The following is a 25,755-nucleotide window of genomic DNA, read 5'->3' on the forward strand; positions in this document are numbered from 1 at the left end:
GAAGCAATCCAGAATCTTTCCGCGGAGTGACTCTGGATTGCTTCGCTTCGCTCGCAATGACGGGGAGGGATTTTCGCCGGTCCAACTGCCATCCCCGCGCGCAGCGTCGTTCCCTACAGCCCCGTCGACGCCTCGATCCTGAACTGCGCAAGCGCGCTCTGTGGGTCGGTTTGCAAGAGCTGCATCAATTGCATCAGCGGTGCCTTGGCGCGCGGGGACAGCTTGATGGAAAGCGTCTGGCCCGGCGTCTCGACGAAGCGGGCGATCGCGTCCACGGCCGCGTTCGCATCCGGATTGGCGGAAGCAACTTGCTCGCGTTTAGCCTTGATGCTCTCGACGAGCGCCTGGCGTGCGGTATCACGGCTGACATTCTGCATGCGCGCGAACTGCGCCGCGACGAGATCGATGACGCCGCTGTCGCGCAATGAGAATTCGAGCGTGCCCGCCTCGATCCGGGCCGCCTGGCCCATGAGCTGGGCCGGATCGGCCGAAAACACCTCGCGTGGTACGTTGCCGAGCGCCATACGCAGTTGCGCTCTTGCGATGCCTCCGATGTCGAGGGTCGCGGGCGTCAGAGCGAAGCTGTTGGACTGTTCGGTCCAGGCAGCGCCGAGATCGAGGTCGATAGCGAGCTTGTCGATCCCGCTGGCAATCAATGGAAGCTGTTTTGGACCGGATGGATCGGCTGGCGTGACAAATTTGGCAACCACATGCGCCTTGCTCGGGATCGAGCCGACCAGCTGCCCCCAGTCCAGGCTCAGTGTGTCGATCATGACCAGCTTATTGGTGGTCTTGAACGGCGCCGTCACGCCCTTGATCTCCGCGCCTGCGAGCACGCCGAACAGCCCGAGCATCTGATCCGGCGAGGGCGCCCGCCCGGCAGTGGTGAGGCTTGCTGCCCAGCGCATCAAACTCGCCGTGCTGAAGGACTTCAGCGCAAAGCGCTCCATCTTGAACTGTCCCTGCGGAGACGGCGCGTCGACGCCTTCGACCGCGAACTCGCCGTCGCGAAATCAGATGGCACCAACCGTGGCCGTTCCTTGCGTGCCGACCGACATCTTGCCGATTTCGGCCTTACCGATGCGAAGACCCTCATAAACTCCGGCGAGCTTCTCCAGCAGCTCGCGTGCCTGCGCCGGAGTCGGCGGGGCCGATTGATCCCGTGGCAGCGCGGCAAATATCTCGGCCAGCCGGAATTTCGACGGCTGGACGGCGATGTCTTCCATGGTGAACCCGTCGACATCCACTCGCATCCCCTGTGCCGATTTGAGCGCATAGGGGCCGTCGAGACCTGCCGATAGACCCGGCGATAGCTGTCGTCGCTGGCCGTCTGCGGATCGAGCGCGGCGATGATCGCGGTCGCGTCGAAATCGTTGACGATGATGTTCGACGATTCACCCGTCAGCTTGTCCGTCTTGCCGGGTTGCTTCACGTCGACCGAGATCACGGCGCGGTCCGACTTCATCCCGTCGATCTTGCCGTGCTTTAGGTTCTGGATCGCCAGTTCGGAATAGGTGACCTCGCCGCTGCCGGCGGCGCGGGAATCGAAGCTGATCGTGAGGGTCGGAGCCGTGAGCGACGATGCAGCGACACTCGCATATTGGCCGAGCACGTAGCGGTACATATCGACCAGCGAGCTGTCCGCCGGCACCTGACCCGCCTGAACAGGACCGGCATAGTCGCGCATGACCAGGTGCGGGATCTTGTACGCGACCTTCAGCTTGGCAGCGCCGATCTGGTCCAGCGTAACCTCGAGCCCGGTGATGTCGACGGCGTCGGCCGAGATCCTTGTTTCGTCGATCTGGCGAACGCCCGTGCCCTTGATGGCGGCGATCCTGATCTGCGCCTGCGGTGCCTTGCCCGGCGTAACCGCGATGTCCTCGATCGTGAGGGTGCGCGTGGGCAGATCGAAGGCGATCTTGCCGTAGCTAGCCTTGCCGCCTTGCTTGCGGATTTGCTCGAACGCGGTCTCAACCTCGGCGGTGACGCGATGTTTTGCGTAGAAGCTGAAGCCCAACCATCCGCCCGCGCCCACCACGGCCACGACGATGAAGCCGATCAGGATTCACTTCATTCCCAGCTCCAGTTGCTCGCGTTGCAGCACGCAACCTGCCATATTCGCAAAGCAACGCGCGGTCCAGGGAAAGCGAGCGCTATCAGATATTTGACCGCGCGCCCTGTTGATGGGGCCGCAATCGGATGTTGCCACCGGGCCGCCCGACGTGCTTCATCCCGTTTCCATGACCCGGAAATACCACCCGAAGGCGGGCCGGTCAGGACAACGTAGTTTGAGGCCGGTAACGCGAGGCAAGACACCGCATGTCGTCCTATTCTGATGATCTCCACCAGGCGGCGCTGGCCTATCATCGGCTGCCGCGCCCCGGAAAGCTCGAGATCCAGGCGAGCAAGCCGCTCGCCAACCAGCGCGACCTCGCGCTGGCCTATTCCCCCGGCGTCGCCGCCGCCTGCATGGAGATCGCCAAGAACCCCGCGGAAGCGGCGACGCTGACGATACGCTCCAACCTGGTTGCCGTGGTTTCGAACGGCACCGCCGTGCTCGGCCTCGGCAATATCGGCCCGCTGGCCTCGAAGCCGGTGATGGAGGGCAAGGCGGTCCTGTTCAAGAAATTCGCCGGCATTGACGTGTTCGACATCGAGATCGCGGCCGACACCATCGAACGCGTGGTCGAGACCGTGGCCGCGCTCGAGCCGACCTTCGGCGGCATCAATCTCGAGGACATCCGCGGACCGGAATGCTTCGAGATCGAGGCGCAGCTCAAGGAGCGCATGAAGATCCCGGTCTTTCACGACGACCAGCACGGCACCGCGATCATCGTCGCCGCCGCGATCACCAACGGTCTGCGCCTGAACGGCAAGAACCTGTCGGACGTCAAGATCGTGGCATCGGGGGCAGGGGCCGCAGCGCTTGCGACACTGAACCTGCTGGTGTCGATGGGGGCGCAGCGCAAGAACATCTGGGTCTGCGACATCGACGGCCTTGTTCACGAAGGCCGCAACACCACGATGGACCGCTGGAAGGCGGTCTATGCGCAGAAGACCGACAAGCGCACGCTCGCCGACGTCATCGGCGGCGCCGACATCTTTATCGGCCTCTCCGCACCGGGCGTGCTCAAGCCCGAGATGGCCAAGGCGATGGGCGACAAGCCGCTCATCATGGCGCTCGCGAATCCGACGCCGGAGATCATGCCGGAGGAGGCGCGCAAAGCCCGTCCCGACGCCATGATCTGCACTGGCCGCTCCGACTATCCGAACCAGGTCAACAACGTCCTGTGCTTTCCCTTCATCTTCCGTGGCGCGCTCGATGTCGGCGCCACCGCGATCAACGAGGAGATGAAGCACGCCGCCGTCGAGGCCATCGCGCAGCTCGCGCGCGAGGCGCCGTCCGATGCGGTCGCGCAAGGCTTCGATACCGGCGAGACGCAAGGGTTTGGCCCGGGCTCGCTGATCCCGAGTCCCTTTGATCCGAGATTGATCCTGCGCATCGCGCCGGCGGTGGCGAAGGCCGCGATGGAATCGGGCGTTGCGACCCGGCCCATCACCAATTTCGACGAGTACACCGCGTTGCTCGAGCGCTTCGCCTTCCGCTCCGGCCTCGTCATGAAGCCGATGTTCGCCAAGGCCAAGACCCAACCGGTGCGCGTGATCTACGCCGAAGGCGAGGATGAGCGCGTGCTGCGCGCCACCCAGGTGGTGCTGGAAGAGAAGCTGGCGATGCCGATCCTGGTCGGACGTCCGTCGGTGGTCGAGGCCCGCATCGAGCGCTTCGGCCTGTCTATCAAGGCCGGCAGGGACTTCGACCTGGTCAATCCCGAGGACGATCCGCGCTACCGCTCCTACGTGCAGTCCTATGGCGAGGTCGCCGGCCGCCGCGGCGTGACGCCGGATGCGGCGCGCACGGTGGTGCGCACCAACAACACCGTCATCGCGGCGCTCGCGGTGGTGCGCGGAGAGGCGGACGCCATGCTCTGCGGCGTCGAGGGCCGCTACATGAGCCATCTGCGCCATGTTCGCGAGATCGTCGGGTTCACCCCGGGAATCAGCGACTATGCGGCGCTGGCGCTGCTGATCACGAGCAAGGGCGCCTTCTTCATCGCCGACACCCAGGTGCGGCCCAATCCGAGCGCCGAAGAGCTCGCCGAGATCGCCTCGCTCGCGGCGGTCCACGTCCAACGCTTCAACATCAAGCCGAAGATCGCCTTCGTCTCGCATTCGGATTTCGGCAGCTACGACACGGAATCCTCGCGCAAGATGCGCCGGGCAACCCAGCTCCTGAAGGAGAAGCATCCGGAACTCGAGGCCGACGGCGAGATGCAAGGCGACACCGCGCTCTCGGCCGCCGCGCGCAAGATGGTGCTGCCGCACTCCAAGCTCGAGGGCGAAGCCAACATCATGATCATGCCAAGCCTCGACACCGCCAACGTCGCCTATCAGATGATCAAGTCGCTGGCGGACGCGCTCCCCGTCGGGCCGATCCTGATCGGCCCGGCGCGCCCGGCTCACATCCTCACCCCGTCGGTAACGGCGCGCGGCATCCTCAACATGACCGCAGTGGCTGTGGTGGAAGCGCAGGAGCGCGCGTCGCGGCAGCAGCCGACGTTGTTTACGTAGGGCGTGCGTGGCCTTCCCCTCTCCCCTTGTGAGAGAGGGTGGCTCGCCGCGGAGCGGCGAGACGGGTGAGGGGTTGCTTCCGCGCGCACATTTCTCACGGTTGAATTTGCAGAGCGAGACCCCTCATCCGGCACTGCACCTTCTCCCACAAGGTAAGAAGGTGCAGTGCCGGGCCACCAACTTTGAATTGCTCGCAGTTAGCCATTTCCCCGTTTGTAAACCGGCGAATGTATCTTCATAATCGCGAAGTGCTTTCGCGAGAATTCAAAAGCCTGAGCAAAGAGGCCGATCATGCCAGCGTTCGTGACTTTCGGGCGGATCCTGTTCGCCGTGCTGTTCATCTACACGGGTGCGGCAAGACTGTTTGCCATGCAGGCGACCGTTGATTTCATCGCCGCCAAGGTCGTGATGCCCGACATGATCGCGCCTTACGCCAAGCAGATCGAGACGGCGACGGCCATGACCACGCCGCAACTGCTGGCGATCGCAGTCGGCGTGCTCGAGATCATCGCAGGCGTGATGATCGCGCTGAATTTCGGCGCGCGCTTCTTCGCGATGCTGATGATTATCTATGTCGCGGTCGCGACCTTCCTGTTCTACGACTTCTGGAACCAGGTGCCGCCTGACAACGGCAAGATGCTGGTCGACGCGCTCAAGAACCTGTCGATCATCGGCGCCCTGTTCATGATCATGGGCTACGGGCGCGCCACGCGTCCGGCCGAGGCGGCCTACGGGGACGTATAAAGGTTAAGCCACTACGTCCTGCGCCATGGCGTCACCGTCACGTCATGCGCGGCGTCGAGCAGATACGGCGCGCCCGGCTTCATCCCGTGTGAGGCCAGCACCTCCTGAGGCGTGCGCCCCGGTACTTCGACAAAACAGCCCTCGCCGCCGGGCAGCCGAAGGTGCGGGGCTTCCGACAGCCAGAACGTATCGTAGCGATCCATGAACATGTCGAACACGACGGGGCCGCCGATGATTGCGATGGTGCCGGAAGCGACATCGGCGAACGCACAGGCGTCCTCAAAGCTGGCGTGAGCCGGATTCCACAAGGTCGCGTTCGGCATCTCGGGATCGACGGTCAGAGTCTGGATCTTGCGGGTCAGGATCAGGCGCTTGCGCTTGGGTGAATTCGGCTGCTGCTCATGCGAGTGACGGCCGTGCACGATCAGCGCGGCGCGATCGAGCGCCTGCTCGAAGAACAGCTTGTCGCCTTCGAACTTCAGGCTGTCGGGCATGACATGCTCCGCGTCGGCGAGCATGCCGTCCGCGGAGACGATGACGTAGCCTTCGATGCGAAAGGACAAGGGCGCGGCTATTCGGAGACCGTCGTCACGACGCTGTTGACTGGCCGGTTGCTCACCGTCGGCAGCTTGACGTCCTTGAGCAGATCCTGGTCGTATTCCGGCAGCGTCGAGGCCGGGAACTTGGCGCGCATCGCCACCACCTTGTAACCGCCAGCCTTCAGGCGCTTGAGCAATTCGGGAAGGGCTTCCGCAGTGTGCTTCTGGAAGTCGTGCATCAGGATGATGCCCTTGCCCTTGCTGTCGAGCTTCTTCATGACGGTCTCGACCACCTTCTCGGGCTTCGAGGCCTTGAAGTCGAAGGAGTCGATGTCGCAGGAGAAAATCGCCGTGTTGCGGTTGCCGAGATAGGTGACCATCTCCGGCGGATGCTGGAGCGCCGGGAAGCGGAAGAAAGGCGAGGGCGAAATGCCGCCGAGCGCCCATTTCACCGCGGAAAGACCCTTCTCGATCTCTTCCTTGCGCTGCGCTTCCGTGAGCTTCTTGTTGTTGAGGTTGGCGTGCGACCAGGTGTGGGTGCCCACGGTATGGCCGGCCGCGTAGACCTGCTTCAGGATCTCCGGCTCGTAGGTCGCGTGCTTGCCGATCGAGAAGAAGATGCCGGTGGTGCACTCGTCGGCGAGCGCCTTCAGCACCGCGGGCGTGTTCTTGGGCCAGGGGCCGTCGTCGAAGGTCAGCACTACCTCGTGGTCGCGCAGGAAATCGAGCTCCTTGAAATGCTCGAAGCCGAAGCCAGGACCGCCCGTGGTGTCGATCTCGACGGTGCGGGCGACCCCAAGCGCGCCCGGCGTGTTGCAGGCTGCGCGGGCGGGCTGCGGCGCCTGCTTAGGCGGCGGAGGATTGACGAAGCCCGCCGGCGCGGCGGCTGCTGCAGGAGCGGGTGCGGGAGCTGCAGCGGGCGCAGCCGCAGCCGGTGTTGCCGCCGGTGCGGCCTGCGTCGCGGCGGCGGGCTTTGCAGCCGGGGTCTGCGACCATGCCGCGCCCGTCATCGCCAGAGACATCGCGCTTGCCAATATCAGTCCTGCCGCCACACGCATGGTGTTGTCCTCGAGATTGATCCCGTTGTTCCGCCGCGGCTTTTCGCCTTCGGCAAAACCATCCTGCCCATAACAATCCTAGCCTAGATGGTGGGCCCTCGCCATTGCAACGGCTGTTTGGCGCGCCAGCCCAATTGTGCCCAACCGGGTTGGGGACGCGTGGCGTCAAGTGTCGGCCAGCGCCTTGGCGATCGCCGTCTTGATCCGCGTGTCGGCCGGTTCGACCGCGGATGCAAAGACATCGGCGATATAGCCGTCCCGGCCGATCAGATATTTGTGGAAGTTCCAGCGCGGAACTTCTCGCGGGCGCGCCTCTGCCGCCCATTTGTAGAATGGATGCGCCTTTGCACCGACCACGACGGCCTTGGCCGCGATGGGGAAGGTCACGCCGTATTGGTGGTGGGCGGTTTCCGAGATCTCACTGGTGCCGCCGGGCTCCTGTCCGCCGAAATCGTTGGAGGGCACGCCAATGACGGTGAGGCCGCGTTCGCGAAACTCGCCCCAGATGTCTTGCAGGCCGGCATATTGCGGCGTGTAACCGCAGAGCGAAGCGGTGTTCACCACCAGCAGCGGCCTGCCAGTGAAGGCCGCAAGGCGGATGTCGTCGCCTGACAATGCCGGGAAAGAGAAGGCGTAGGCGGAAATTCGGCTCATGCCGCCATCCGCCAGTGCACGCGTCGCCGGCGCCAGCGTGCCTGCAAAGGCGGCGATGAGTATGGTCCTGCGGTTCATCATAACGGCGTCCCCCGAAATGATCCGGGGCGCATGTTACCCCGTCGGTGCGAGCGGCGTCGTCAACACGGCGTTATCTGCCGCGATGAGGCGCGTTAGTACAGGCGGACGATGAAATCGGTGCCTTCGCCAGTCTCGCCCTGGTTGATGCCCTGGTCGGAGACGATGATCGAGCCGCCCGATGTCAGCATTTCGTTGATCCTCGCGATCGTGTCGGCCGGGATCGAGACGCGGTCCAGGGCCTCGGCTGGACTGTCCGGCGGGACCACAGGCTTTACGGCGACGGGAATCACCGCCGCGCCACGTTGGCGGCCTGTCACGCGGCCGTCATCTTCGCGCGCGGCAGAACGGACCGACACTGGCAAGGACACCACCGACCAATGCAGCGCATTGGAATCGGCCTTGTCGATTTCGGCGGTAAAGACATGCGTGCCGAGCGGCCGATCACTCGCGGCGATTGTGACAGGCACCTCGAACAGCGGCGCAAAGTTCTGCCGCACGTAGAGCTTGGAATCCTTGCGGCTGATGAAGACCGCGATCTGGCCCGCTCGCTTGGGCGCTTCAGGTTTTGCCACGGGCGCCGGATCGGCAACGCGGGTTTCGCCCTTCTTGACGTCGGTCGTGGCCGCCTGCGCTGGCGCCGCGGCCGGTGCATCGGATGTCTTCGCGAGTTCGGACTTCGGCGTCTCCGCGGCGTCGACAGGCTTCGCTTCAGTGTTCGCGGGCTGCGCGGCGTCTCCGGCCTCTGGCTTGGCCGCGTCCGCCGCCTCAGCGGGCTTGGTCTCGGGCTTTGCCGTTGTCTCGGTGTTGTCGGCCGATGCCGGGGCCTCCTCGCGGGCTGGGGCATATCCGGTGGTCACGTCCGACATCACGGTGTGGCCGACCGACGAGCGCAGCTCGGGCACGCCGTCGGCGCTGGCGGTTTTCGTTTCAACCGGCTTTGCTTCGGTGGCCGCGGTATTGGCCGTGCCCTTGTCGGCCTTGTCGCCGGCATTGGTCTGCGGCTCGAGGCTGGCCGCGGGTTGCGGTGGCACGCGCAGCGAGGCAAGCAGCGGATGTGAGAACTTCTGCGGCGACATCTGACCGGGCGAAACGATCACGCGCGCGCCCATCCTGGTCCAGTTCCACATCTTCACCGCGAACGCCATCGGCATGCGGATGCAGCCGTGCGAGGCCGGATAGCCCGGCAGCACGCCGGCATGCATGGCAACGCCCGACCAGGTGATCCGCTGCATGTACGGCATCGGCGCGCCGCTATAGATGTTGGAGTGGTGGAATTTGTGCTTCTGGATGACGCTGAACACACCCATCGGCGTCGAATGGCCCTTCATGCCCGTCGAAACCGGGGATTCCGCGAACACGCCTTTGCTGTCGTAGACCGTGACCTTCTGCCGGTCGATCGAGACGACGATGACGAGAGGACCTTGCGGTTTGGTGCCGGCTTCTTTTTCGGCAACAAGGTCTTTTTTGCCGACCGCACCGCGCTTCTGCGGTTTCTGGCGCGGGACGTCGAGATGGCGCTCCTGGCGCCCGTAGGACCCGTCGGAATAGTCCGTCCAGTAATAAAACGCTGCGTCCGCCTGGCTTGCCGTGCCGATCGCACCCGCCGCCGCCAAAATGGCGACCTGCCAAAGCCGCGTCGGCTTGGCAGAAAAACCGGCCCCGTTCACGCTGTTCATCCTCGAATCCATAATCCAAATCAGATGTTAGTCTCTCAGAGGGGATACGCGTTCACCAGCATGGCGGTTCTGCCATCAGCTACATTTGTCCAAAGCGTAGCAAAAAAGCCTCACGGAGCGGTAAACGGCGGCCGTGTCGGCTTGCCGGTCGTCTTCCTGATCGGTCGCCTCATCCCTACATTGCTGGAAGTTGTTACCGGAGAGGTTCATGTCATCTCGTTTCCCCAGTCTTTCCAGCATCCGCTTGAAAGGCCTCGCTTTATTCCTCATGGCGTTGACCGTGCCGGCAGCGTCCGCCTTCGCCGCCGACGAGCCGGATCTGATCTTTCGCCGCTCGACCGTGTTCAAATGGATGAGCCCGAACGACAAGCTTGCGACCTACGGCCTCGACGATCCTGAAGTCGAGGGCGTGGCCTGTCATTTTACGGTGCCGGAGAAGGGCGGCTTCAAGGGCTGGCTGGGCCTTGCCGAGGAAGTCTCGGACATTTCGCTCGCCTGCCGTCAGGTCGGCCCGATCAAGTTCAAGAACAAGATGGAGCAGGGCGACGACATGTTCCGCCAGCGCCGCTCGCTGTTCTTCAAGAAGATGCAGATCGTGCGCGGCTGTGACGCGAAGCGCAACGTGCTGGTCTACATGGTCTATTCGGACAGGCTGATCGAGGGTTCGCCGAAGAACTCGACCTCGACCGTGCCGGTCATGCCGTGGGGACCGGCGGACGCCAACGTCCAGAAGTGCGGAGAGTTCTTCACTCAGTGACGCTCTTGCGTTCACTCAGTGACGCTCTCGCGTGCACTCAGTGAGGGGTTTGCGTTCACTCGATGATGTCAGCGCGGATGGCGCGCGGTTTTGCAAGATGCGAGCCGGTCAGCCGCACGAATGACTGCGGCGTGGCCTCAAAGCCCCGGCTCGATTGCAGCGCCATTTCGCCAGGCGAATGGGCACTGCTGTGAACAGGTCGTTGCTCCCGGCGGTCCGTTCGTTGGTCCGCATCGCGCGTCGTTGCGCGATTCTGCGCGGTCATGATGGCTGTTCCTCACATGAACGCGCTCGGCGATGCTCGGGCGTCCTCGGTCTCGATAGCTTGGGTCGCAGTCGAAGCGCCCCCGGTTCGACAGGACCCAGCCTTCGTTCGGCTTCTCTTCAGCAGAAAAACGTAAAACGCATGTGAAGGGTGTGAGGCGGGATCATGACGGCGCCGGCGTTCCGCGGCGCATCCGAGCTCGCCGGAACCTGCCAGGCTACATTGGGTGACCGCACGACCCATCTGAAAAGATTGAGATTTTCATGGAATATGTCGTCGCCTCGAGCGGGACGAAACAATTCTCACGGAGACGAAACCATTTTCCGGCTTTGGCGCATCACGCGCGAAACCGCCCATGGTTATCAATCTCACAACGACGACGACGCACGCCGGCCACCGAATTCGGAGAGAACTTCATGCGCACGCTCAGCCTCATCCTTGCTTTCGGTTTCGTGCTCGCCGGCTCCTCGTTCGCAGGCTCGCCGGACGGCAATGTCCCGGGTATCGGTACTTTCCAGTACAGCGGCTCGCCGATCATGACCCCGGCACCGCAGCCGATCGTGGTTGCCGCGCGCTTCTGATCGCCAACAAGAAAAATCAGCCAATAAAGGCCATCATGCTTGCTCGTTCCTGCGCCGCGGCGTTCATATCCCTTCTGACGATCAGTGCCGTTCAGGCGCAAGTGCGCTCTCCCTCCAGATTACCCGATCCCCGTACCGAGTTCGTGAGGCAATGCGCGCCGCGCATGCTCGGGCGATGGGAGCATCCGGAAGAGGTCTGCGGCTGCCTGCACGATCATGCTGCCGCCGTCGTCGAGGATCGAGATCTTCGCGAGGCCCTGCTGCGCGGCATCAGCGAGACCGGGGTGCCGACGATCGAGACCGACTGGGTGCCGGCCGCAAAGCAGACCGAAATCGGCCCGACCTTCACCAAGATCGCCAAGCCGACCCTGCAATGTATGTTCGATCCGGCGAAGTAGCGCTCATCGCTTTGATTTCGGACCAAACCGCGACACGCAGGTGCTCGTCCGTGCGACGCCCTTGTCGGTCATCTTGGCGCCGCGCACTTCCTTGACCTGTCCGGCGGGGCAGGTTCCGTCGTCCACTTGCACGCGCTGGCCGAGCTTGAGATCGACGATGTCCTGCTCGCGTCCGACCGTGCCTGCGCGCGCGGTCGCGGCGAGTGCGATGAAGATCAGGAGCGAGAGGCAAGTCGCGCGGCGTAGCGGCATGGTGTGAGCTCCCGGCATCGATGCCGCAATGTAGGGAGCGGCAGCCGATTCTCATAGTGAACGTTCATCATGCCCGCCGGGCCGGCGTGCGCCTCGCTCGCAAGGCCACTCGCGATTCCCGCGCGAGTCGTTCGGCGGAGGCCACGAGCTTCGAAACCGCGTGGCCGGAAAATCCCAGCACGAAACCGGGCTGTGGGCGCGCGCGTGAATAGGTGTCGGCCAACAGCCAGCCTTCGGCGCCCGCGGCCTGCTTGGCTTTCGCCGCCACGAGCGGATCGACCGAGGGATCGAACCGGGCGACTAGATGCAGACCCTGTGATGGGACCGGCACCGACAGCACGCCATCGGATGCGGCTTCGAGCCTCCCGGCCAGCGCGTCGCGCGCCTCGCGGTAAAGCTTGCGCACGCGCTTCAGGTTCGCCGCGAACGCGCCGGAATTGAGCATGTCGGCCACCGCACCCTCCATCAGCGTGCCGGGAAAGCGGTCGAGCGCAGCCCGCGCCGCGGTCACATCCGCAATCAAGCGCTCGGGCAGGGCGCAATAGCCGATGCGCAGGCCCGGAAACAACGTCTTGGCGAACGTACCCATGTAAATCACGCGCTGGAGATGATCGATGCCGGCCAGCGACATCAGCGGCGCGCCGTCGTAACGGAATTCGCTGTCGTAATCGTCTTCCAGCACGAAGGCGCCGGCCTGCCTGGCCCAGTCCAGCAGCTCGAGCCGCCGCGGCATCGACATCTGCACACCCAGCGGAAACTGGTGCGACGGCGTCACATAGGCTGCGCGCGCGGACGGCGCCGCTGCGCGGCCTTTGGCGACCCGCATGCCGTGCGCGTCGACGGGAACGGAGACGGCACGATAGCCGCAATGCGCGATAGTCTTGCGCGCGGCGGGGTAACCCGGGTCCTCGCACCAGACCTGGTCGTTGGGCTTCAGGATTGCGCTCAGCACGATGCGCAGCGCGTGCAGCGTGCCTGACGTCAGCATGATCTGATCGGGATCGCAGCGCAGGCCCCGCGCCGACAACAGATGATCGGCGATCGCCGCACGCAGTTCGCGGCTGCCACGGGGATCGCCATAGTGCAGATGCTCCGCGCCGAAGGCGCGCATGCGACGGCCGACAAAGGCCCGGAAATGCTGCACGGCACGCGCGTCGATATGGGTGCAGCCGAGTGAAAACGCGCCTTGCCCCGGCGTTTCGACGCTGATCTTGGGCCGCTTCGGCTCGGCCGCGCGCGCGGGGATGCGCGCGGCCACGAAGGTGCCGGAGCCGACGGTTGCGTCGGCAAAGCCGTCGGCGATCAGCCGCTCATAGGCGGTGACGACGGCATTGCGCCGAAAGCCGGTCTGTTTGGCCAGCGTGCGCGACGGCGGCAGCGGCTCGCCGGGTTTCACCAGACCTCCGACGATCATCTCGCACAGCGCCTGATACAGCCGGTGCGCCGACGAGGCGCCAGCCGTGATGTGCGGGCCTGCGAGGTCGAGCGGCAGCTCGGCCTTGGCGGGCGACGGGACGGAATTGGTCGGAATTTTTCGCATGGAATTGGCACTATCGCAGACCAAATCCGCGCCTACAACTGTTCTGGCATTGTTCAAATCCGACAGGAGCGGCCGTGAGCCAGACCGAGAACCAGAATTCCTATCCGATATCCACGCGCAACCAGGTGAAGCGCCGTCATGACCGCGGCTTCTACGATCACGACACCGTTCATCGCATCCTGGATTCCTCGATGCTCTGCCACGTCTCCTACGCGATCGACGGCCAGCCCTATTGCACGCCGACCTTCTTCTGGCGCGAAGGGACGAAGCTGTACTGGCACGGCTCAAGCGCCAGCCGCATGCTGCGCAACCAGACCAGGGGCGAGCGTGTGTGCCTGACGGTCGCCCATCTCGACAGCCTGGTGCTGGCGCGCTGCGGATTCAATCACTCGGCCGACTACCGCGCCGTGATGGCATTCGGCACCGCCTATCTCGTCACCGATCCCGACGAGAAAGAGCGCGCGGTCATCGCGATGGTCGACCGCTTCTTCCCCGATCGCACCGCGAGCCTGCGGGCGAGCAACACCCAGGAGATCAAGGCGACCTCCTTTATCGCGATGGAGATCGAGGAGGCCTCCGCGAAAATCCGGGCCAAGGGTGTCGCCGACGACGACGAGGACTATGAATTGCCGATCTATGCCGAGCGCATCCCGGTGCGCACGGTGCTCGGCGCGCCGGAGCCTTGCCCGCGGCTGCTCGACGGCGTGCGCCGGCCGGCGACACTGAATGGCTATTCGGAGGGCCGGCTGCTCGAAGATGCATTGCGGGATGCCTATTTTGCAGAGTACCGGAACGGCTGAAATCGGTTAGCTTGCGCTCCATCGATGATCTCAATGCCCGATTGGAGTTGCCGGATGAATGCCGAAACGCAGCAGAGGATTCTTGACGCCGTCGATGCCGGCTTCGAAGCCCAGCTCGCGACCACACGCGATTTCGTCGCGATCCCCTCGACGCGCGGTGCGGAGGGGCCATGCCAGGACATGATCGGCGACCTCCTGCGCGCGCGCGGATACGAGGTCGACGACTGGCACATCAATGTCGACGACCTCAAGGATCTGCGCGGCTTCGGGCCCATCGAGCACGATTTTTCGAAGGCCCGCACTGTGGTCGGCACGTACCGGCCCAAAACCGAGGCGGGCAAATCGCTGATCCTCCAGGGCCATTGCGACGTGGTGCCCGCGGGGCCGCTGGAATTGTGGGACACCCCGCCGTTCTCGCCCGTCATCAAGGACGGCAAGATGTTCGGTCGCGGTGCCTGCGACATGAAGTCGGGCACCATCGCAGCGCTCTCCGCGCTCGATGCGATCAGGGCCGCCGGCCTGAGGCCGACGGCGCGGATTCACTTCCAGTCTGTGATCGAGGAGGAGAGCACCGGCGTCGGGGCGCTCTCGACGCTTCAACGAGGCTATCGTGCGGATGCCTGCTTCATTCCTGAGCCGACCGGCGGCAAGATGGTGCGCTCGCAGGTGGGCGTGATCTGGTTCCGCCTGCGCGTGAAGGGCCATCCGACCCATGTCGCCTTCGCCGGCTCCGGCGCGAATGCAATCATGGCGGCCTATCATTTGATCCAGGCGCTGCAAAAACTCGAGATCGAGTGGAACGAGCGCGCGAAAGCCGATCGTCACTTCAAGACGCTGAACCATCCCATCAACTTCAACCCCGGCATCATCAAGGGCGGCGACTGGGCCTCCAGCGTGCCGGCCTGGTGCGACGTCGATTGCCGGATTGCCGTGTTGCCGGGCTGGTCGATCGCCGATCACCAGAAGGAGATTCTTGCGCGTGTCGCCGCCGCCGCACGCAACCACCGCTTCCTCGCCAACAATCCGCCGGAGATCGAATGGTCGGGCTTTTTGTCGGAAGGCTATGAGCTGACCAATGCCACCGCGCCTGAGGCGGCGTTCGGCAAGGCCTTCAGCACCGTCTATGGCGGCCAAATCGAAGACCTCGTCTTCACCGCGCTTACCGACACCCGCTTCTACGGCCTCAATCACGGCATCCCGAGCCTGTGCTTCGGCGCGAGTGGCGGCGAGATGCACGGCTTCAATGAATATGTCGATCTGGACTCGCTGAAAAAGACGACCAAGGCAATGGCGCTGTTCATCGCGGATTGGTGCGGGGTGGAGCAGGGGTAGCCCTCGTGTCCCGGACAGAGCCAGGACCCACGTCACCGCACATTTGGACCGCGGTTCAGCAGCGCATCGTTTCACGCTGCGCTGCGCCCTGGGGAACGAACCATCTTCCGGCTGCCCAATCCCCCGGCGCCCAAATCCTTTAAGCTTAAAGAAAGACTAGGATGCCGCCCGCGCTGGTGGCAGACTGGCGCCTGGTCCACAAGGCCTTGAGTCCGTCGAGGAAGCACGATGCGCGATTGGGATGACGCCTACGCCAATTCGGCCCATATCCCGGGCTCGGACAAGATACCGGCGCTGTGGGCGGAGCGGGCGGCGGCTTATCGCGCCGGGCTGAAGGAGTTTCGCGCTGACATCGCCTATGGCCCCGGTGAGCGCCAGCGCCTCGATCTGATCTTGCCCGACGGCGACAGCAAGGGCCTCGTCGTGTTCGTCCACGGCGGCTACTGGATGCGCTTCGACAAGTCGACATGGACTGATCTCGCCGAAGGCGCGCGCCATCACGGCTGGACGGTGGCACTGCCAAGCTACACGCTGACGCCGGCCGCGCGCATCTCCGACATTACGGCGGAAATCACCACAGCGATTGCCAAGGCGGCCTCGCTGGTCGCGGGCCCGATCCGGCTCGCCGGCCATTCCGCCGGCGGGCATCTCGTTACGCGTATGCTGTGCGACGACAGCCGGCTGGAGCCCGCCGTCTACAACCGCGTCGCCGGCACGCTGTCCATCAGCGGCCTGCATGATCTGCGTCCGCTGCTCAAGACCAGGATGAACGACACCCTGCGCATGACGATGGAGGAGGCGACGCTGGAAAGCGCGGCGCTGCATCTGCCGCGCGGGCCTTCGCCGGTGACCGCCTGGGTCGGTGGCAACGAGCGGCCCGAATTCATCCGCCAGTCCGATCTGATGGCCAATGTCTGGACTGGTTTCGATGTGCCGACGCGTCTTGTCGTCGATCCCGGGCTGAACCATTTCACCGTGATCGACGCCCTCAAGGACCCGTCGTCGCCCATCACCGCGCGCCTGATCGGCCTCGACTGACGAGGCCTTGAAGATCGATCGAAAGGGCCTGCCATGACGTCCAGCCAATACGATCCCGCAAGCGAAGGCGCTGAGACCGATTTCGCCCGGCGCATGTCCTATGGACACTATCTGGCGCTGGACGCGATCCTCGGCGCGCAGCATCCCCTGTCGGAAGCCCATGACGAGATGCTGTTCATCATCCAGCATCAGACCACCGAGCTGTGGATGCGGCTCGCCATCCACGAGCTCAGCTCCGCACGCCGTTCGATCGCGAAGGATGAGGTGCAGCCTGCAATGAAGATGCTGGCACGGATGTCGCGCATCTTCGAGCAGCTCAACGGCGCCTGGGACGTGCTGCGCACCATGACGCCCAGCGAGTATACGCGCTTCCGCTCGCAGCTTGGCCAGTCCTCAGGCTTCCAGTCGCGGCAATACCGGCAGATCGAATTCCTGCTCGGCAACCGCAACCACGCCATGCTCAAGCCGCACGCGCACGATCTGGAAACAACGCAGCTGCTCGAAGCCGAGCTCGCAACGCCAAGCCTCTATGACGAGGTGCTGCGGCTCGCCGACCGCAACGGGCTCAAGATGCCTGCGGCCGTGCTGGCGCGCGATGTTCGCGAGACTCATAGCTTCAATGAAGGTGTGCTGCAGGCTTGGCGTATCGTCTACGAGGCGCCGGAAACGCACTGGATGCTCTACGAGCTCGCCGAGAAGCTGGTCGATTTCGAGGACTATTTCCGGCGCTGGCGCTTCAACCATGTGACGACGGTCGAGCGCGTCATCGGCTTCAAGCGCGGCACCGGTGGCACCGGCGGCGTCAGCTACCTCAAGCGCATGCTGGAGGTCGAGCTGTTTCCGGAACTCTGGCGCGTGCGCACGATCCTGTAGAGAATTCCATGACCAAGCTTCGCGTCTACGACGACACCAAAGCGCTGTTCCATATGCCGGACGGTGTGATCTATCTCGACGGCAATTCGCTCGGCGCGTTGCCGCTTGGCGTTGCCGAGCGCGTCAGCCGCGTCATCACCGCCGAGTGGGGCGATGACTTGATCCGCGCCTGGAATACGGCTGGCTGGTATGCCCAGCCGCGCCATGTCGGCGATCGCATCGCGCGCCTGATCGGTGCGGAAGCCGGCTCCGTCATGGTCGGAGATACGCTGTCGCTCAAGGTCTATCAGGCGCTCGCCGCCGCGCTCGACATGAACGCGTCGCGCAAGGTCGTTCTATCGGACACCGGCAACTTTCCGACCGACCTCTACATGGCCGAAGGCCTGATCGCGACCCTTGACCGTGGCCATCAATTGCGCCTGGTGGCGCCGGAGGAGATCGAGGCTTCGTTGTCGGAGGAGATCGCGGTGCTCTACATCACCGAGGTCGATTACCGCACCGGACGGTGCCACGACATGGCGAAGCTGACTGCAAGAGCGCATGGGCTCGGCATCGTCACGGTCTGGGACCTCGCGCATTCGGCCGGCGCGCTGCCGGTTGACCTTGCAGGCACCGGCGCGGATTTCGCCGCTGGATGCACCTACAAATACATCAACGCCGGCCCCGGCGCGCCGGCCTTCCTCTACGTTGCGCCGCGCCACGCCGACAGCGTGCGCGCCGCTTTGTCGGGGTGGATGGGACACGCAAAGCCGTTCGCGTTCGAGCTTGCCTATGCGGCCGCAGGTGGCGTTGAGCGCATGCGCGTGGGAACGCCGCCGGTGCTGGCAATGGCGGCATTGGAAGCTTCGCTCGACATCTGGGACCGCGTCGATATCGCCGAGGTCCGGGCCCGCTCGCTGGCCCTCGGCGATCTCCTGATTGCCGAGGTCGAACGCCGCTGTCCGTCCTTGAAGCTTGTTACGCCGCGCACGCATGAGCGCCGCGGCTCTCAGGTCTCCTTCGCCTTCGACGGCGGCTATGCCGCGATGCAAGCCCTCATCGCCGGTGGCGTGATCGGCGATTTCCGCGCGCCTGACATCATGAGGTTTGGCATCACGCCGCTGTATATCGGCGAGGGCGAGATCGTGCGGGCAGCCGAGTTCATCGAGGAGGTGATCGCGGGCGAAATTTGGCGGCGGCCGGAGTATCAGGTGGTGAATGCGGTGACGTGAGGTACGAACGCTGTCTCCCCGTCATTGCGAGCGCAGCGAAGCAATCCAGAAATGTATCCGCAGAAAAATTCTGGATTGCTTCGCTGCGCTCGCAATGACGACCTCGGACGTCATTGCTTTGCCGCGAAGAGCAATTCACCCTGTGAGCAGAATGATTTGGGAGGAGATCCGATGACGCCGCTCGAGAAAATTAAAGCAATGAAGATGCCGTTTGCCGAACTCAAGGGCGTCGAGTTCGTCGAGGCCGGGAAAGATCGCGTGGTGGCGCGGATGACGGTCAGGCCTGATCTCTGCACGCTTCATCACACCATCCACGGTGGCGCCGTGATGGCGCTGGCAGATTCCGTCGGCGCAGCGGCCACCGTGATCAATCTGCCGGAGGACGCCAAGGGCACAACCACGCTCGAGAGCAAGACCAATTTCATCGGCGGGGCCAAGGAGGGAACAACGGTGATCGCGACCGCCACCCCAGTCCACAGAGGCCGGCGGACCCAGGTCTGGACCACCCGGCTGGAGACCGAGGACGGCAAGCTGGTTGCCGTGGTGACGCAGACCCAGCTGGTCCTCGTGTGAATACGGGGGCTTGATTCCATTAACGAATTAGTCGCCCCCGTGCCCGAAACTTGGGCAGGTTCCGGTCTTGAAAAGTTTGTTGCGATGCACAATATTGGAGGCCTAGGGATTCGAACGCCTCCTCGAGGGACACCAAGAGGAGTTTTGACTTGTCACTCGCAGCAGATTTTGGACTTGAAGTAACCAACCGCCCGAAGTCCGTTCAGGGCTACGTGCGGACCTTGAGCCAGCAGGAAGAATTGCCGCTTTTGCGCGATCACCTGCTGAGGCTCGATGCCGAAAGCCGGCACGACCGCTTCAACGGTTTTCTCGACGACGGTTTTATCGAGCGTTACGCCGCCCGCTGTGCCGAGGACGGCACCGTTATTGTCGCCTATATCGTCGATGGCGTGGTCCGCGGTGCGGCCGAGCTGCATCCGCCCGAGGGCGATTCGCTGCCCGAGGTCGCCTTCAGCGTGGAAGCTTCGGCGCGGCGCCAGAACGTCGGCACCGTGCTGTTCAGCCGCCTGATCGCGGAAGCGCGCTGGAAAGGCTACAAGTGCCTGCGCATCACCACCGGCGCCGAGAATCACCCGATGCGCGCGCTCGCCAGGAAGTTCGGGGCGCATCTGCAATTCCGTCATGGCGAATCGACCGGCACGATCGATCTCGCCAAGGCGCCTGAGGACGAACTCGCTGATCTCGCGGCCTCGCCATTCACGGCCGGCCGCGCTCTTCTCAGCTTCAACTCGACCTGCTGGAAGATCATCTCCAGCATCTACGGCAATCGCGCCGCCTGACCTGAAAAGCCGACTGGAATCAAAAAAAGCGGACCGGTAAAACCGGTCCGCTTTGTACTGGATATAGGGGAACTAAGCGCTCAGGTGCCGGTGCGCTTGTCGTTGCCGAAGCGGCGCACGACACGGCGTTCGACCACCACCGAGCGCTGCGCACCCTGTTCGCCGGCGATCACGCGGGTCGAGGTGATGCGGCTGTTGGTGCGAACCTGTTTCTTGACCTCGGCCTGGACGACATCGAGCGGCATGCCCATCAGGGCTGCGGCGATCTCGGCCTGCTGCTCCTGATCATCGGTGATGCCGACGGCGGCGAAGATCGCCTCGTCTAAGGTCGGCGGATCGTGGCGCACGCGCCGCGTGCCATATTTGGTATTCCAGTCTGCGTTCATAACGGCCTCGTTTCGATGCCGGGATACCTAGTGCCGTCTATGTTGCATTGCAATATGAAATCGGTGTGGCATCTCAGCTATGCACCGGTTGGGTGTCAGGGTGGTGACGGGAGACCGGCAACATCCGCAACCCGCTGTTGTGGCCAGCGTTTCAGCGCCGCCTGGCCAGCTTCCGTCAGCCCGTAGATTCCCCGCTCGGTGCGTTCGAACCAGCCATACACATTGTTAAGCATGATCTTGCCGGCATCGGGACAGCGCCGGCGCAATTCGCTCACCCGCCGCGGGCCTGCCGCGAGCTCCGAGGCGCAGGCCAGTGCCTGCTGCCGATAGGCCGTCATGATCGGCGCGCGCGTGCTGCCGCCCAGCGCCGGATCGCCCTGGCGGCGCTGATGCTCTGCGACCAGGCGCGAACGGACCTTCGGCTCCCGGCGTGGGGCTGCCGTCGGCGGCTTCACCAGCACCTCGACCTGACCGCGGTCGGTCACCCCGAGCATGCCGAAGCCGAGGCGGCGACAGAGATTGCGATAGCGTGCGTCGGTCTCGCGTCCCTTGCCGCGCGCTGACATCTTTGCGGCAATCCAGACCTCGTCGCCGGCCGGTGCACGATCGACCGCCTGAAGGATCAGCTCGAGATTGAAGGTCAGCTTGAGCTCGCCGATCACCACCACCGGAGGATCGCCGGCGCTGAGGCCCACGAGATCGCAGCCGCCGATCTCGCCCTTGACCGTGAAGCCGAGCTCTTCGAGGAAGCGTTTGACAGGCAGATAGAGCGTGGTTTCCAAAGGAAGCTTCCGAATGTCACGTTCGATCGGAGAATCAGTCTGCGTCAGTTTAGCCCCGGAATGGACTTAGAGCTCTGCGCCATTTGATCGGGAACAGATGATCCGGCTATCCTGCGGGTGGGACAATCGGGCGCTTCACGAAGATGACCATCAGGAATGGGCTCTATCATATCCGCATCGAAATGCTGGATGCCGTCCAGGGCGGCAACCAAGGCGTCATGGTGATGCGCGACGGCACCATGCGGGGCGGGGACTCATTCTTCTTCGCCTACGGCAGCTACACCTCGGCCAACGGCAAGTGGAAGGGCGAGCTGACCAACGAGGAGCATTCCCCCTCGTTCGACGAGCGCCCGGTGTGGGGCCGCAAGGTCGTGACCATCGGCTTCAGTGGCACTTACAATGGCGAGACCGCGTACGGCGAGGGCATCGCGCTCGCCGGCAAGCAGAGCATCCGTTTCAGAGGCAATCTCCGGCTCTTGGTGCCGGATTGATTACACCCGCCCGCCAACCGGGATCAGCGCGCCGGTGACGCCGCTGGCGGCATCGCTGGCGAGGAACAGAATGACTTCGGCGAGTTCCTGCGGTGTCACCCATTTGGCGAAGTCGGCCTTCGGCATGTCGGCGCGGTTGGCCTTGGTGTCGATGATCGAGGGCAGCACCGCGTTCACGGTCACCTTGCCTTTCCACTCGCTCGCCAGCGCCTCGGTGAGCCGGTGGACGCCGGCTTTCGACGCCGCATAGGGGCCCATGCCGGAGCCGGCCTGAAGCGCGCCCATGGCCCCGATATTGACGATGCGGCCGGCCTTGGACGCGGCCAGATGCGGCAGGGCCGCCTGCGAGGCGTTGAGTGCCGTCAGCACGTTGAGCGCATGCATGCGCTGCCATGTCTTGACGTCGCCGTCGCCGACGGTCTCGAAGGCGAAGCCACCGGCGATGTTGACCAACGCGTCGAGCCCGCCAAAGTGTCTCGCCGCTGCCTCGACCGCCGTCTTTGCTTGTGCTGCGTCGGACAGATCGACGCCGCCGATCTCGATGCGCTCAGGCATCGCGGAGATTTGCGATGGCGCATGGTCGATGCCGGCCACGCGCGCGCCGCGTGCCAGCGCGGTCTCGGCGACCACCTTGCCGAGCGCGCCGAGTGCGCCGGTCACGATCAGAACCTTGCCTTGCATCATTGTTCTCCCGGCACGGCCGCTTAAGATTTACGGCCGCCTACGATTGCAGATAGCGCGCCTTCAGTGCGATCCGCTCCGGTGTGCCGAGCTCGAGACCGTCGCGCAAGTAGGTTTCGAGATCGCCATACTCGCTACCGACGGCCTCGAAAGCAGCCGCAAGATACGAGGCCTCGACGTTGCCGATCGCGTCGAGAACATCGGCGGGAAGATCGGAGACGTTTGATGCGTCGCGCTTGTAGTGCTGGTTGGTCAGCAGATAATCTTCGGCAATGACGTCATCAGATACGCCGAGCGCATGCAGGATCAGCGCGCTGGCAAAGCCGGTGCGGTCCTTGCCGGCGGTGCAGTGGATCACGAGCGGCGCGCGGTCCTCCAGGAGATGCCCGAACAGGTTGCGGAAACTGGCCGTGTTGTGGCGTACATAGTTGCGATAGGATTCGCGCATGAGTTCGAGCGCGACCGGCGCGGTCAACCTGCCCCTGCCGAGCTCGGCGCGCAGCGCAGCCACGACTGTCGGCTCGATCGGCAGCGAATGCACGGCGATCTCGTTGACCACGCAGACACCCGCCGCGCGTTCCTCGACGCCGCGAAAATCGAAGGCGCTGCGCACGCCCAACGCGCGGACGATCTCGATATCGGCAGCAGTGAGCTGGCCGAGATGGTTGGAGCGGAAGATCTGCCGCCATCGCGTGATACGGCCATCTGCGGTCGGATAGCCGCCGAGGTCGCGAAAATTGCTGGCGCCTTGCAGGGCGAGATGGCGGGTAGGGGAGTCTTTCATGGAGGTGTCTTGTCACGCATCTGAAGCGGTCGGTGAACGCCTGTGCGACCATATGATCCCGCAATCAGGTCCGGAATCAAAAAGGGCCGAAACACCGTTGTTTCGACCCTTTTTCGAACTGACGCCGGGCATCGAGAGACCGCGGCGGTATTGAACCGAACGCAGGCATCAGCGATCCCATTTCGGCTTGGCTTCATCGACTGCTTCCTGATGGTACCAGCTGCCGCTGCAAATCGTCTCGTTCACGGGGAGCGAGGCGTGGTTGGCGGGAAGGCGGGTCTCACCGTTGCGGCGCCCCCCGAGAGCCGAGCGGCCCCCGACAGGGAATTGGTAGATCTGTGCAGATCCGTGACTCAGTCCATTGTTCATCATTGCGGTATCTCCCGAGATCGCAGCGCTGGCCTCCATGGTGCGCCCGACTCGTTGGCTTGTGGTTACTGGAATCCCCATATCGGCCGTGCATTCCGAAATGCAAAGTGCTGAAAAGGAAATCACCCTTGGCCTATTTTGTAGGCAGACTGCATTCTGCTTCCTCTAAGGCAGCGCTCGGGTGGCTAACGCGTGGGCCGTTGCGAAGGTTGCGGGCGACGGTCGCAGTCTTGGCGAATATTGCCCGACGTTGATGCGCGTTTAGCCGGCAACCTTAGACCCGGGCCGGCCTGCTTCAAAATCGGGCGATTTCCGCGGGATTTTTGCGATGCAGCTTCACGCAAAGGTGCGCCGCTATGACGCACGGCGCACTGGCCGATCCGCCGGGAGGGAAGAGGGGGCCGGCGGCGGTGGAAAACCTCCCGCGCTGCGGCCTTTTGGCACGTTAAATGCTTGGAAAGGGTCGGCCGATGTTGGCCGGGTAAACAATCGTGCGGGGGCCTGCGGCCCCCACCTTTCGCATCATCTACAGAGAGGCTCAATGACCAAGTATAAGCTCGAGTACATCTGGCTCGACGGATATACGCCGACTCCGAACTTGCGCGGCAAAACTCAGATCAAGGAATTCGCGTCGTTCCCGACGCTCGAGCAGCTTCCGCTCTGGGGCTTCGATGGCTCCTCCACCCTGCAGGCTGAAGGCCACAGCTCCGATTGCGTGCTGAAGCCGGTCGCGGTGTTCCCGGATGGCGCCCGCACCAACGGCGTGCTCGTGATGTGCGAAGTCATGATGCCCGACGGCAAGACCCCGCACCCGACCAACAAGCGCGCCACCATCCTTGACGATTCCGGCGCCTGGTTCGGTTTCGAGCAGGAATACTTCTTCTATAAGGACGGCCGTCCGCTCGGCTTCCCGGCCTCGGGGTATCCGGCGCCCCAAGGTCCGTACTACACCGGCGTCGGCTTCTCGAACGTCGGCGACGTCGCCCGCAAGATCGTCGAAGAGCATCTCGACCTCTGCCTGGCTGCCGGCATCAACCATGAAGGCATCAACGCGGAAGTCGCGAAGGGCCAGTGGGAATTCCAGATCTTCGGCAAAGGCTCCAAGAAGGCCGCTGACGAAATGTGGATGGCCCGCTACCTGATGCTGCGCCTGACCGAGAAGTACGGCATCGACATCGAGTTCCACTGCAAGCCGCTCGGCGACACCGACTGGAACGGCTCCGGCATGCACGCCAACTTCTCGACCGAGTACATGCGTACGGTCGGCGGCAAGGAGTACTTCGAGGCGCTGATGGCGGCCTTCGACAAGAACCTGATGGACCACATCGCCGTCTACGGCCCGGACAACGACAAGCGTCTGACCGGCAAGCACGAGACCGCGCCCTGGAACAAGTTCAGCTACGGCATTGCCGATCGCGGTGCTTCGATCCGCGTGCCGCACTCCTTCGTCAACAATGGTTACAAGGGCTATCTGGAAGACCGTCGTCCGAATTCGCAGGGCGACCCATACCAGATCGCTTCGCAGATCCTGAAGACGATCGCCTCCGTGCCGGCCGACAAGAAGGCCGCCGCCTAAGATCCTCCCGGCCCGGGCTGGGGGGCTGGCCCGGGTTGGACTTCGATCCGCCGAAGCCGAAAGGCTTCGGCGGATTTTTCATTTTGCTGACAGCCGTTGCGGAGACTCATCGGACCTCATGGCCGGAAACTTGTCCATCGCCGCCGAAAGCGGGATAGAGTGCGTCTGGGTGCGCGCAGGGCCGGGGACGGCTGGTGTTTGAAGGCTTCTACAAGGTGAGATTTCAGCTCGGCGACCGGGTCGGCCGGAGCGTGATGCATGCCGGCAACGGCAAGATGCTCGGCGGCAATTCGGCCTTCGCCCATATCGGCACCTACGTGAAGACCGAAGCCGGCGTCGACGTCGTGATCAACACCGTCCGCCACAACCCCGATCCGAACTATCGCGCCATGGCGGGCACGGACGATGCGACGTTGCTTGCCAAGGGCTGGGCCGACGGCGATCTCTATCGCTTCAAGGGCGAGCTCAAGGAGCTGCCCGGCGTACCCTTTCAGTCGTTGATGACACCGATCACCGAAGACGAGATGCCGATCGCCGGCGGTGTCGGCGAGGCCGGTATCGCCGACGGGCTCTACTCGGTGCATCTGCGCATGCTCGATGGCGTCGACGGCGGTCTCACCGGCGTGATGCTGCTCAACAAGGGCCGCATCCTCGGCGGCGATGCATCGTTCTATTATCTCGGCAGCTACACCGCCGCCAACGGGCGCTGGAAGGGCCAGATCCTCAATCAGGAGCACACGCCGGCCAAGGACGATCCGATCTTCGGCGGCCACGAGGTCGGCATCGGCTTCTCCGGCACCTATGATGCCGAAGAGGCGGTGGTGGAGGCAACGGCGCTCGCCGGCAAGCGCAGCCTGCGCCTGACCGCCGCGCTCAAGCTGATGCACCGCGCCTGATCGTCACGGG

Annotated in this window: 29 protein-coding genes; 15 read left to right on the forward strand and 14 right to left on the reverse strand. The window is 63.9% G+C overall.

Going from position 1 to position 25,755, the window contains the following annotated elements:
- Nucleotides 1-113: 113 nt before the first annotated feature.
- Together IVB13_RS40550 and IVB13_RS40555 are read right to left on the reverse strand one after the other, a co-directional pair.
- Nucleotides 114-809, reverse strand: coding sequence for a hypothetical protein (locus IVB13_RS40550; protein ID WP_345956930.1), 696 nt, complete (start codon nucleotides 807-809; stop codon nucleotides 114-116).
- Nucleotides 810-931: 122 nt separating this feature from the next.
- Nucleotides 932-2,044 carry a hypothetical protein gene (locus IVB13_RS40555; RefSeq protein ID WP_346731726.1) on the reverse strand — a complete coding sequence of 371 codons (1,113 nt, stop codon included), beginning with the start codon at nucleotides 2,042-2,044 and terminating at the stop codon, nucleotides 932-934.
- 275 nt (nucleotides 2,045-2,319) lie between these two features.
- Here IVB13_RS40555 and IVB13_RS38220 point away from each other — a divergent pair, with 275 nt between their 5' ends.
- Complete coding sequence (locus tag IVB13_RS38220) at nucleotides 2,320-4,629, forward strand: NADP-dependent malic enzyme (protein ID WP_018456292.1); 2,310 nt, start codon at nucleotides 2,320-2,322, stop codon at nucleotides 4,627-4,629.
- Nucleotides 4,630-4,920: 291 nt separating this feature from the next.
- A complete protein-coding gene (locus tag IVB13_RS38225; RefSeq protein ID WP_018456294.1) occupies nucleotides 4,921-5,373 on the forward strand; it encodes a DoxX family membrane protein in 453 nt (150 codons plus the stop codon).
- Nucleotides 5,374-5,384: 11 nt separating this feature from the next.
- Here the strand turns inward: IVB13_RS38225 and IVB13_RS38230 are convergent, their stop codons facing one another.
- The 4 genes from IVB13_RS38230 to IVB13_RS38245 all read right to left on the reverse strand — a co-directional run bounded on the left by IVB13_RS38230 (nucleotide 5,385) and on the right by IVB13_RS38245 (nucleotide 9,381).
- Nucleotides 5,385-5,936 carry a dihydrofolate reductase gene (locus tag IVB13_RS38230; protein ID WP_247396261.1) on the reverse strand — a complete coding sequence of 184 codons (552 nt, stop codon included), beginning with the start codon at nucleotides 5,934-5,936 and terminating at the stop codon, nucleotides 5,385-5,387.
- An 8-nt stretch (nucleotides 5,937-5,944) separates the two neighbouring features.
- Complete coding sequence (locus IVB13_RS38235; RefSeq protein ID WP_247453836.1) at nucleotides 5,945-6,970, reverse strand: polysaccharide deacetylase family protein; 1,026 nt, start codon at nucleotides 6,968-6,970, stop codon at nucleotides 5,945-5,947.
- A gap of 165 nt (nucleotides 6,971-7,135) precedes the next feature.
- Nucleotides 7,136-7,705 carry a glutathione peroxidase gene (locus IVB13_RS38240; protein WP_247368717.1) on the reverse strand — a complete coding sequence of 190 codons (570 nt, stop codon included), beginning with the start codon at nucleotides 7,703-7,705 and terminating at the stop codon, nucleotides 7,136-7,138.
- Nucleotides 7,706-7,797: 92 nt separating this feature from the next.
- A complete protein-coding gene (locus IVB13_RS38245) occupies nucleotides 7,798-9,381 on the reverse strand; it encodes a L,D-transpeptidase (RefSeq protein ID WP_247492603.1) in 1,584 nt (527 codons plus the stop codon).
- 208 nt (nucleotides 9,382-9,589) lie between these two features.
- Here IVB13_RS38245 and IVB13_RS38250 point away from each other — a divergent pair, with 208 nt between their 5' ends.
- Entirely contained in the window at nucleotides 9,590-10,138 is a 549-nt protein-coding gene (locus IVB13_RS38250) for a CreA family protein (protein ID WP_085352963.1), read from the forward strand.
- A 55-nt stretch (nucleotides 10,139-10,193) separates the two neighbouring features.
- Here IVB13_RS38250 and IVB13_RS38255 read toward each other — a convergent pair whose 3' ends face one another.
- Complete coding sequence (locus IVB13_RS38255) at nucleotides 10,194-10,403, reverse strand: hypothetical protein (RefSeq protein ID WP_204511014.1); 210 nt, start codon at nucleotides 10,401-10,403, stop codon at nucleotides 10,194-10,196.
- A 416-nt stretch (nucleotides 10,404-10,819) separates the two neighbouring features.
- Here IVB13_RS38255 and IVB13_RS38260 point away from each other — a divergent pair, with 416 nt between their 5' ends.
- Together IVB13_RS38260 and IVB13_RS38265 are read left to right on the forward strand one after the other, a co-directional pair.
- Nucleotides 10,820-10,984, forward strand: coding sequence for a hypothetical protein (locus IVB13_RS38260; RefSeq protein WP_167552240.1), 165 nt, complete (start codon nucleotides 10,820-10,822; stop codon nucleotides 10,982-10,984).
- A 35-nt stretch (nucleotides 10,985-11,019) separates the two neighbouring features.
- Nucleotides 11,020-11,382: a hypothetical protein gene (locus tag IVB13_RS38265; RefSeq protein ID WP_085352965.1), complete on the forward strand. Its 363-nt coding sequence runs from the start codon at nucleotides 11,020-11,022 to the stop codon at nucleotides 11,380-11,382.
- 3 nt (nucleotides 11,383-11,385) lie between these two features.
- Here IVB13_RS38265 and IVB13_RS38270 read toward each other — a convergent pair whose 3' ends face one another.
- Together IVB13_RS38270 and IVB13_RS38275 are read right to left on the reverse strand one after the other, a co-directional pair.
- Entirely contained in the window at nucleotides 11,386-11,634 is a 249-nt protein-coding gene (locus IVB13_RS38270) for a DUF6719 family protein (RefSeq protein ID WP_247368715.1), read from the reverse strand.
- A gap of 67 nt (nucleotides 11,635-11,701) precedes the next feature.
- A complete protein-coding gene (locus IVB13_RS38275) occupies nucleotides 11,702-13,174 on the reverse strand; it encodes a PLP-dependent aminotransferase family protein (RefSeq protein WP_247368712.1) in 1,473 nt (490 codons plus the stop codon).
- A gap of 74 nt (nucleotides 13,175-13,248) precedes the next feature.
- Here IVB13_RS38275 and IVB13_RS38280 point away from each other — a divergent pair, with 74 nt between their 5' ends.
- From IVB13_RS38280 to IVB13_RS38310, 7 genes are all read left to right on the forward strand, one after another.
- Nucleotides 13,249-13,974 (forward strand): pyridoxamine 5'-phosphate oxidase family protein, encoded by a 726-nt coding sequence (locus IVB13_RS38280; protein WP_247368329.1) that lies wholly within the window; start codon nucleotides 13,249-13,251, stop codon nucleotides 13,972-13,974.
- A 54-nt stretch (nucleotides 13,975-14,028) separates the two neighbouring features.
- Nucleotides 14,029-15,306, forward strand: coding sequence for an ArgE/DapE family deacylase (locus IVB13_RS38285; RefSeq protein WP_247368709.1), 1,278 nt, complete (start codon nucleotides 14,029-14,031; stop codon nucleotides 15,304-15,306).
- 228 nt (nucleotides 15,307-15,534) lie between these two features.
- Nucleotides 15,535-16,344: an alpha/beta hydrolase gene (locus IVB13_RS38290; protein WP_247368708.1), complete on the forward strand. Its 810-nt coding sequence runs from the start codon at nucleotides 15,535-15,537 to the stop codon at nucleotides 16,342-16,344.
- Between the two features lie 33 nt (nucleotides 16,345-16,377).
- Entirely contained in the window at nucleotides 16,378-17,217 is an 840-nt protein-coding gene (gene kynA / locus IVB13_RS38295; RefSeq protein WP_247368706.1) for a tryptophan 2,3-dioxygenase, read from the forward strand.
- 8 nt (nucleotides 17,218-17,225) lie between these two features.
- Nucleotides 17,226-18,428, forward strand: a complete 1,203-nt coding sequence (kynU, locus tag IVB13_RS38300) for a kynureninase (RefSeq protein ID WP_247368703.1) — start codon at nucleotides 17,226-17,228, stop codon at nucleotides 18,426-18,428.
- A gap of 171 nt (nucleotides 18,429-18,599) precedes the next feature.
- A complete protein-coding gene (locus IVB13_RS38305) occupies nucleotides 18,600-19,001 on the forward strand; it encodes a PaaI family thioesterase (RefSeq protein ID WP_085352975.1) in 402 nt (133 codons plus the stop codon).
- Between the two features lie 149 nt (nucleotides 19,002-19,150).
- Nucleotides 19,151-19,780, forward strand: coding sequence for a GNAT family N-acetyltransferase (locus tag IVB13_RS38310; RefSeq protein ID WP_247368702.1), 630 nt, complete (start codon nucleotides 19,151-19,153; stop codon nucleotides 19,778-19,780).
- Nucleotides 19,781-19,860: 80 nt separating this feature from the next.
- On the opposite strand, the gene IVB13_RS38315 is transcribed toward IVB13_RS38310, so the two are convergent.
- Together IVB13_RS38315 and IVB13_RS38320 are read right to left on the reverse strand one after the other, a co-directional pair.
- Nucleotides 19,861-20,166 carry a hypothetical protein gene (locus IVB13_RS38315; RefSeq protein WP_007591844.1) on the reverse strand — a complete coding sequence of 102 codons (306 nt, stop codon included), beginning with the start codon at nucleotides 20,164-20,166 and terminating at the stop codon, nucleotides 19,861-19,863.
- Nucleotides 20,167-20,261: 95 nt separating this feature from the next.
- On the reverse strand, nucleotides 20,262-20,948 hold the full coding sequence (locus tag IVB13_RS38320; RefSeq protein WP_247368700.1) for a DUF2161 family putative PD-(D/E)XK-type phosphodiesterase: 687 nt from the start codon (nucleotides 20,946-20,948) through the stop codon (nucleotides 20,262-20,264).
- 143 nt (nucleotides 20,949-21,091) lie between these two features.
- Between IVB13_RS38320 and IVB13_RS38325 the strand changes: the two genes are divergently transcribed.
- Nucleotides 21,092-21,439: a GrlR family regulatory protein gene (locus IVB13_RS38325; protein ID WP_018456317.1), complete on the forward strand. Its 348-nt coding sequence runs from the start codon at nucleotides 21,092-21,094 to the stop codon at nucleotides 21,437-21,439.
- Here IVB13_RS38325 and IVB13_RS38330 read toward each other — a convergent pair whose 3' ends face one another.
- From IVB13_RS38330 to IVB13_RS38340, 3 genes are all read right to left on the reverse strand, one after another.
- The gene (locus IVB13_RS38330; protein ID WP_085353066.1) at nucleotides 21,440-22,120 is read right to left on the reverse strand and encodes an SDR family oxidoreductase; all 681 of its coding nucleotides are present in this window, start codon (nucleotides 22,118-22,120) and stop codon (nucleotides 21,440-21,442) included.
- Between the two features lie 40 nt (nucleotides 22,121-22,160).
- On the reverse strand, nucleotides 22,161-22,904 hold the full coding sequence (locus tag IVB13_RS38335; protein ID WP_085352978.1) for a tyrosine-protein phosphatase: 744 nt from the start codon (nucleotides 22,902-22,904) through the stop codon (nucleotides 22,161-22,163).
- A gap of 168 nt (nucleotides 22,905-23,072) precedes the next feature.
- Nucleotides 23,073-23,276 (reverse strand): DUF2735 domain-containing protein, encoded by a 204-nt coding sequence (locus IVB13_RS38340; RefSeq protein ID WP_007591835.1) that lies wholly within the window; start codon nucleotides 23,274-23,276, stop codon nucleotides 23,073-23,075.
- A gap of 538 nt (nucleotides 23,277-23,814) precedes the next feature.
- Here IVB13_RS38340 and IVB13_RS38345 point away from each other — a divergent pair.
- Together IVB13_RS38345 and IVB13_RS38350 are read left to right on the forward strand one after the other, a co-directional pair.
- A complete protein-coding gene (locus IVB13_RS38345) occupies nucleotides 23,815-24,849 on the forward strand; it encodes a glutamine synthetase beta-grasp domain-containing protein (RefSeq protein ID WP_247368695.1) in 1,035 nt (344 codons plus the stop codon).
- A gap of 194 nt (nucleotides 24,850-25,043) precedes the next feature.
- Nucleotides 25,044-25,745 carry a GrlR family regulatory protein gene (locus IVB13_RS38350; RefSeq protein WP_085352980.1) on the forward strand — a complete coding sequence of 234 codons (702 nt, stop codon included), beginning with the start codon at nucleotides 25,044-25,046 and terminating at the stop codon, nucleotides 25,743-25,745.
- The last annotated feature ends 10 nt before the right edge of the window (nucleotides 25,746-25,755 follow it).

The sequence above is a fragment of the Bradyrhizobium sp. 17 genome, from assembly GCF_023073515.1.
GTDB lineage: Bacteria > Pseudomonadota > Alphaproteobacteria > Rhizobiales > Xanthobacteraceae > Bradyrhizobium > Bradyrhizobium canariense_D.

Excerpts from the sequence above, each read along its gene's own strand:
- IVB13_RS38220 (WP_018456292.1), top strand. The coding sequence starts at position 2,320 with ATGTCGTCCTATTCTGATGATCTCCACCAGGCGGCGCTGGCCTATCAT.
- IVB13_RS38225 (WP_018456294.1), top strand. The coding sequence starts at position 4,921 with ATGCCAGCGTTCGTGACTTTCGGGCGGATCCTGTTCGCCGTGCTGTTC.
- IVB13_RS38235 (WP_247453836.1), bottom strand. The coding sequence starts at position 6,970 with ATGCGTGTGGCGGCAGGACTGATATTGGCAAGCGCGATGTCTCTGGCG.
- IVB13_RS38240 (WP_247368717.1), bottom strand. The coding sequence starts at position 7,705 with ATGATGAACCGCAGGACCATACTCATCGCCGCCTTTGCAGGCACGCTG.
- IVB13_RS38245 (WP_247492603.1), bottom strand. The coding sequence starts at position 9,381 with ATGAACAGCGTGAACGGGGCCGGTTTTTCTGCCAAGCCGACGCGGCTT.
- IVB13_RS38250 (WP_085352963.1), top strand. The coding sequence starts at position 9,590 with ATGTCATCTCGTTTCCCCAGTCTTTCCAGCATCCGCTTGAAAGGCCTC.
- IVB13_RS38255 (WP_204511014.1), bottom strand. The coding sequence starts at position 10,403 with ATGACCGCGCAGAATCGCGCAACGACGCGCGATGCGGACCAACGAACG.
- IVB13_RS38260 (WP_167552240.1), top strand. The coding sequence starts at position 10,820 with ATGCGCACGCTCAGCCTCATCCTTGCTTTCGGTTTCGTGCTCGCCGGC.
- IVB13_RS38265 (WP_085352965.1), top strand. The coding sequence starts at position 11,020 with ATGCTTGCTCGTTCCTGCGCCGCGGCGTTCATATCCCTTCTGACGATC.
- IVB13_RS38270 (WP_247368715.1), bottom strand. The coding sequence starts at position 11,634 with ATGCCGCTACGCCGCGCGACTTGCCTCTCGCTCCTGATCTTCATCGCA.
- IVB13_RS38275 (WP_247368712.1), bottom strand. The coding sequence starts at position 13,174 with ATGCGAAAAATTCCGACCAATTCCGTCCCGTCGCCCGCCAAGGCCGAG.
- IVB13_RS38285 (WP_247368709.1), top strand. The coding sequence starts at position 14,029 with ATGAATGCCGAAACGCAGCAGAGGATTCTTGACGCCGTCGATGCCGGC.
- IVB13_RS38290 (WP_247368708.1), top strand. The coding sequence starts at position 15,535 with ATGCGCGATTGGGATGACGCCTACGCCAATTCGGCCCATATCCCGGGC.
- kynA (WP_247368706.1), top strand. The coding sequence starts at position 16,378 with ATGACGTCCAGCCAATACGATCCCGCAAGCGAAGGCGCTGAGACCGAT.
- kynU (WP_247368703.1), top strand. The coding sequence starts at position 17,226 with ATGACCAAGCTTCGCGTCTACGACGACACCAAAGCGCTGTTCCATATG.
- IVB13_RS38305 (WP_085352975.1), top strand. The coding sequence starts at position 18,600 with ATGACGCCGCTCGAGAAAATTAAAGCAATGAAGATGCCGTTTGCCGAA.
- IVB13_RS38315 (WP_007591844.1), bottom strand. The coding sequence starts at position 20,166 with ATGAACGCAGACTGGAATACCAAATATGGCACGCGGCGCGTGCGCCAC.
- IVB13_RS38325 (WP_018456317.1), top strand. The coding sequence starts at position 21,092 with ATGACCATCAGGAATGGGCTCTATCATATCCGCATCGAAATGCTGGAT.
- IVB13_RS38330 (WP_085353066.1), bottom strand. The coding sequence starts at position 22,120 with ATGCAAGGCAAGGTTCTGATCGTGACCGGCGCACTCGGCGCGCTCGGC.
- IVB13_RS38335 (WP_085352978.1), bottom strand. The coding sequence starts at position 22,904 with ATGAAAGACTCCCCTACCCGCCATCTCGCCCTGCAAGGCGCCAGCAAT.
- IVB13_RS38340 (WP_007591835.1), bottom strand. The coding sequence starts at position 23,276 with ATGATGAACAATGGACTGAGTCACGGATCTGCACAGATCTACCAATTC.
- IVB13_RS38345 (WP_247368695.1), top strand. The coding sequence starts at position 23,815 with ATGACCAAGTATAAGCTCGAGTACATCTGGCTCGACGGATATACGCCG.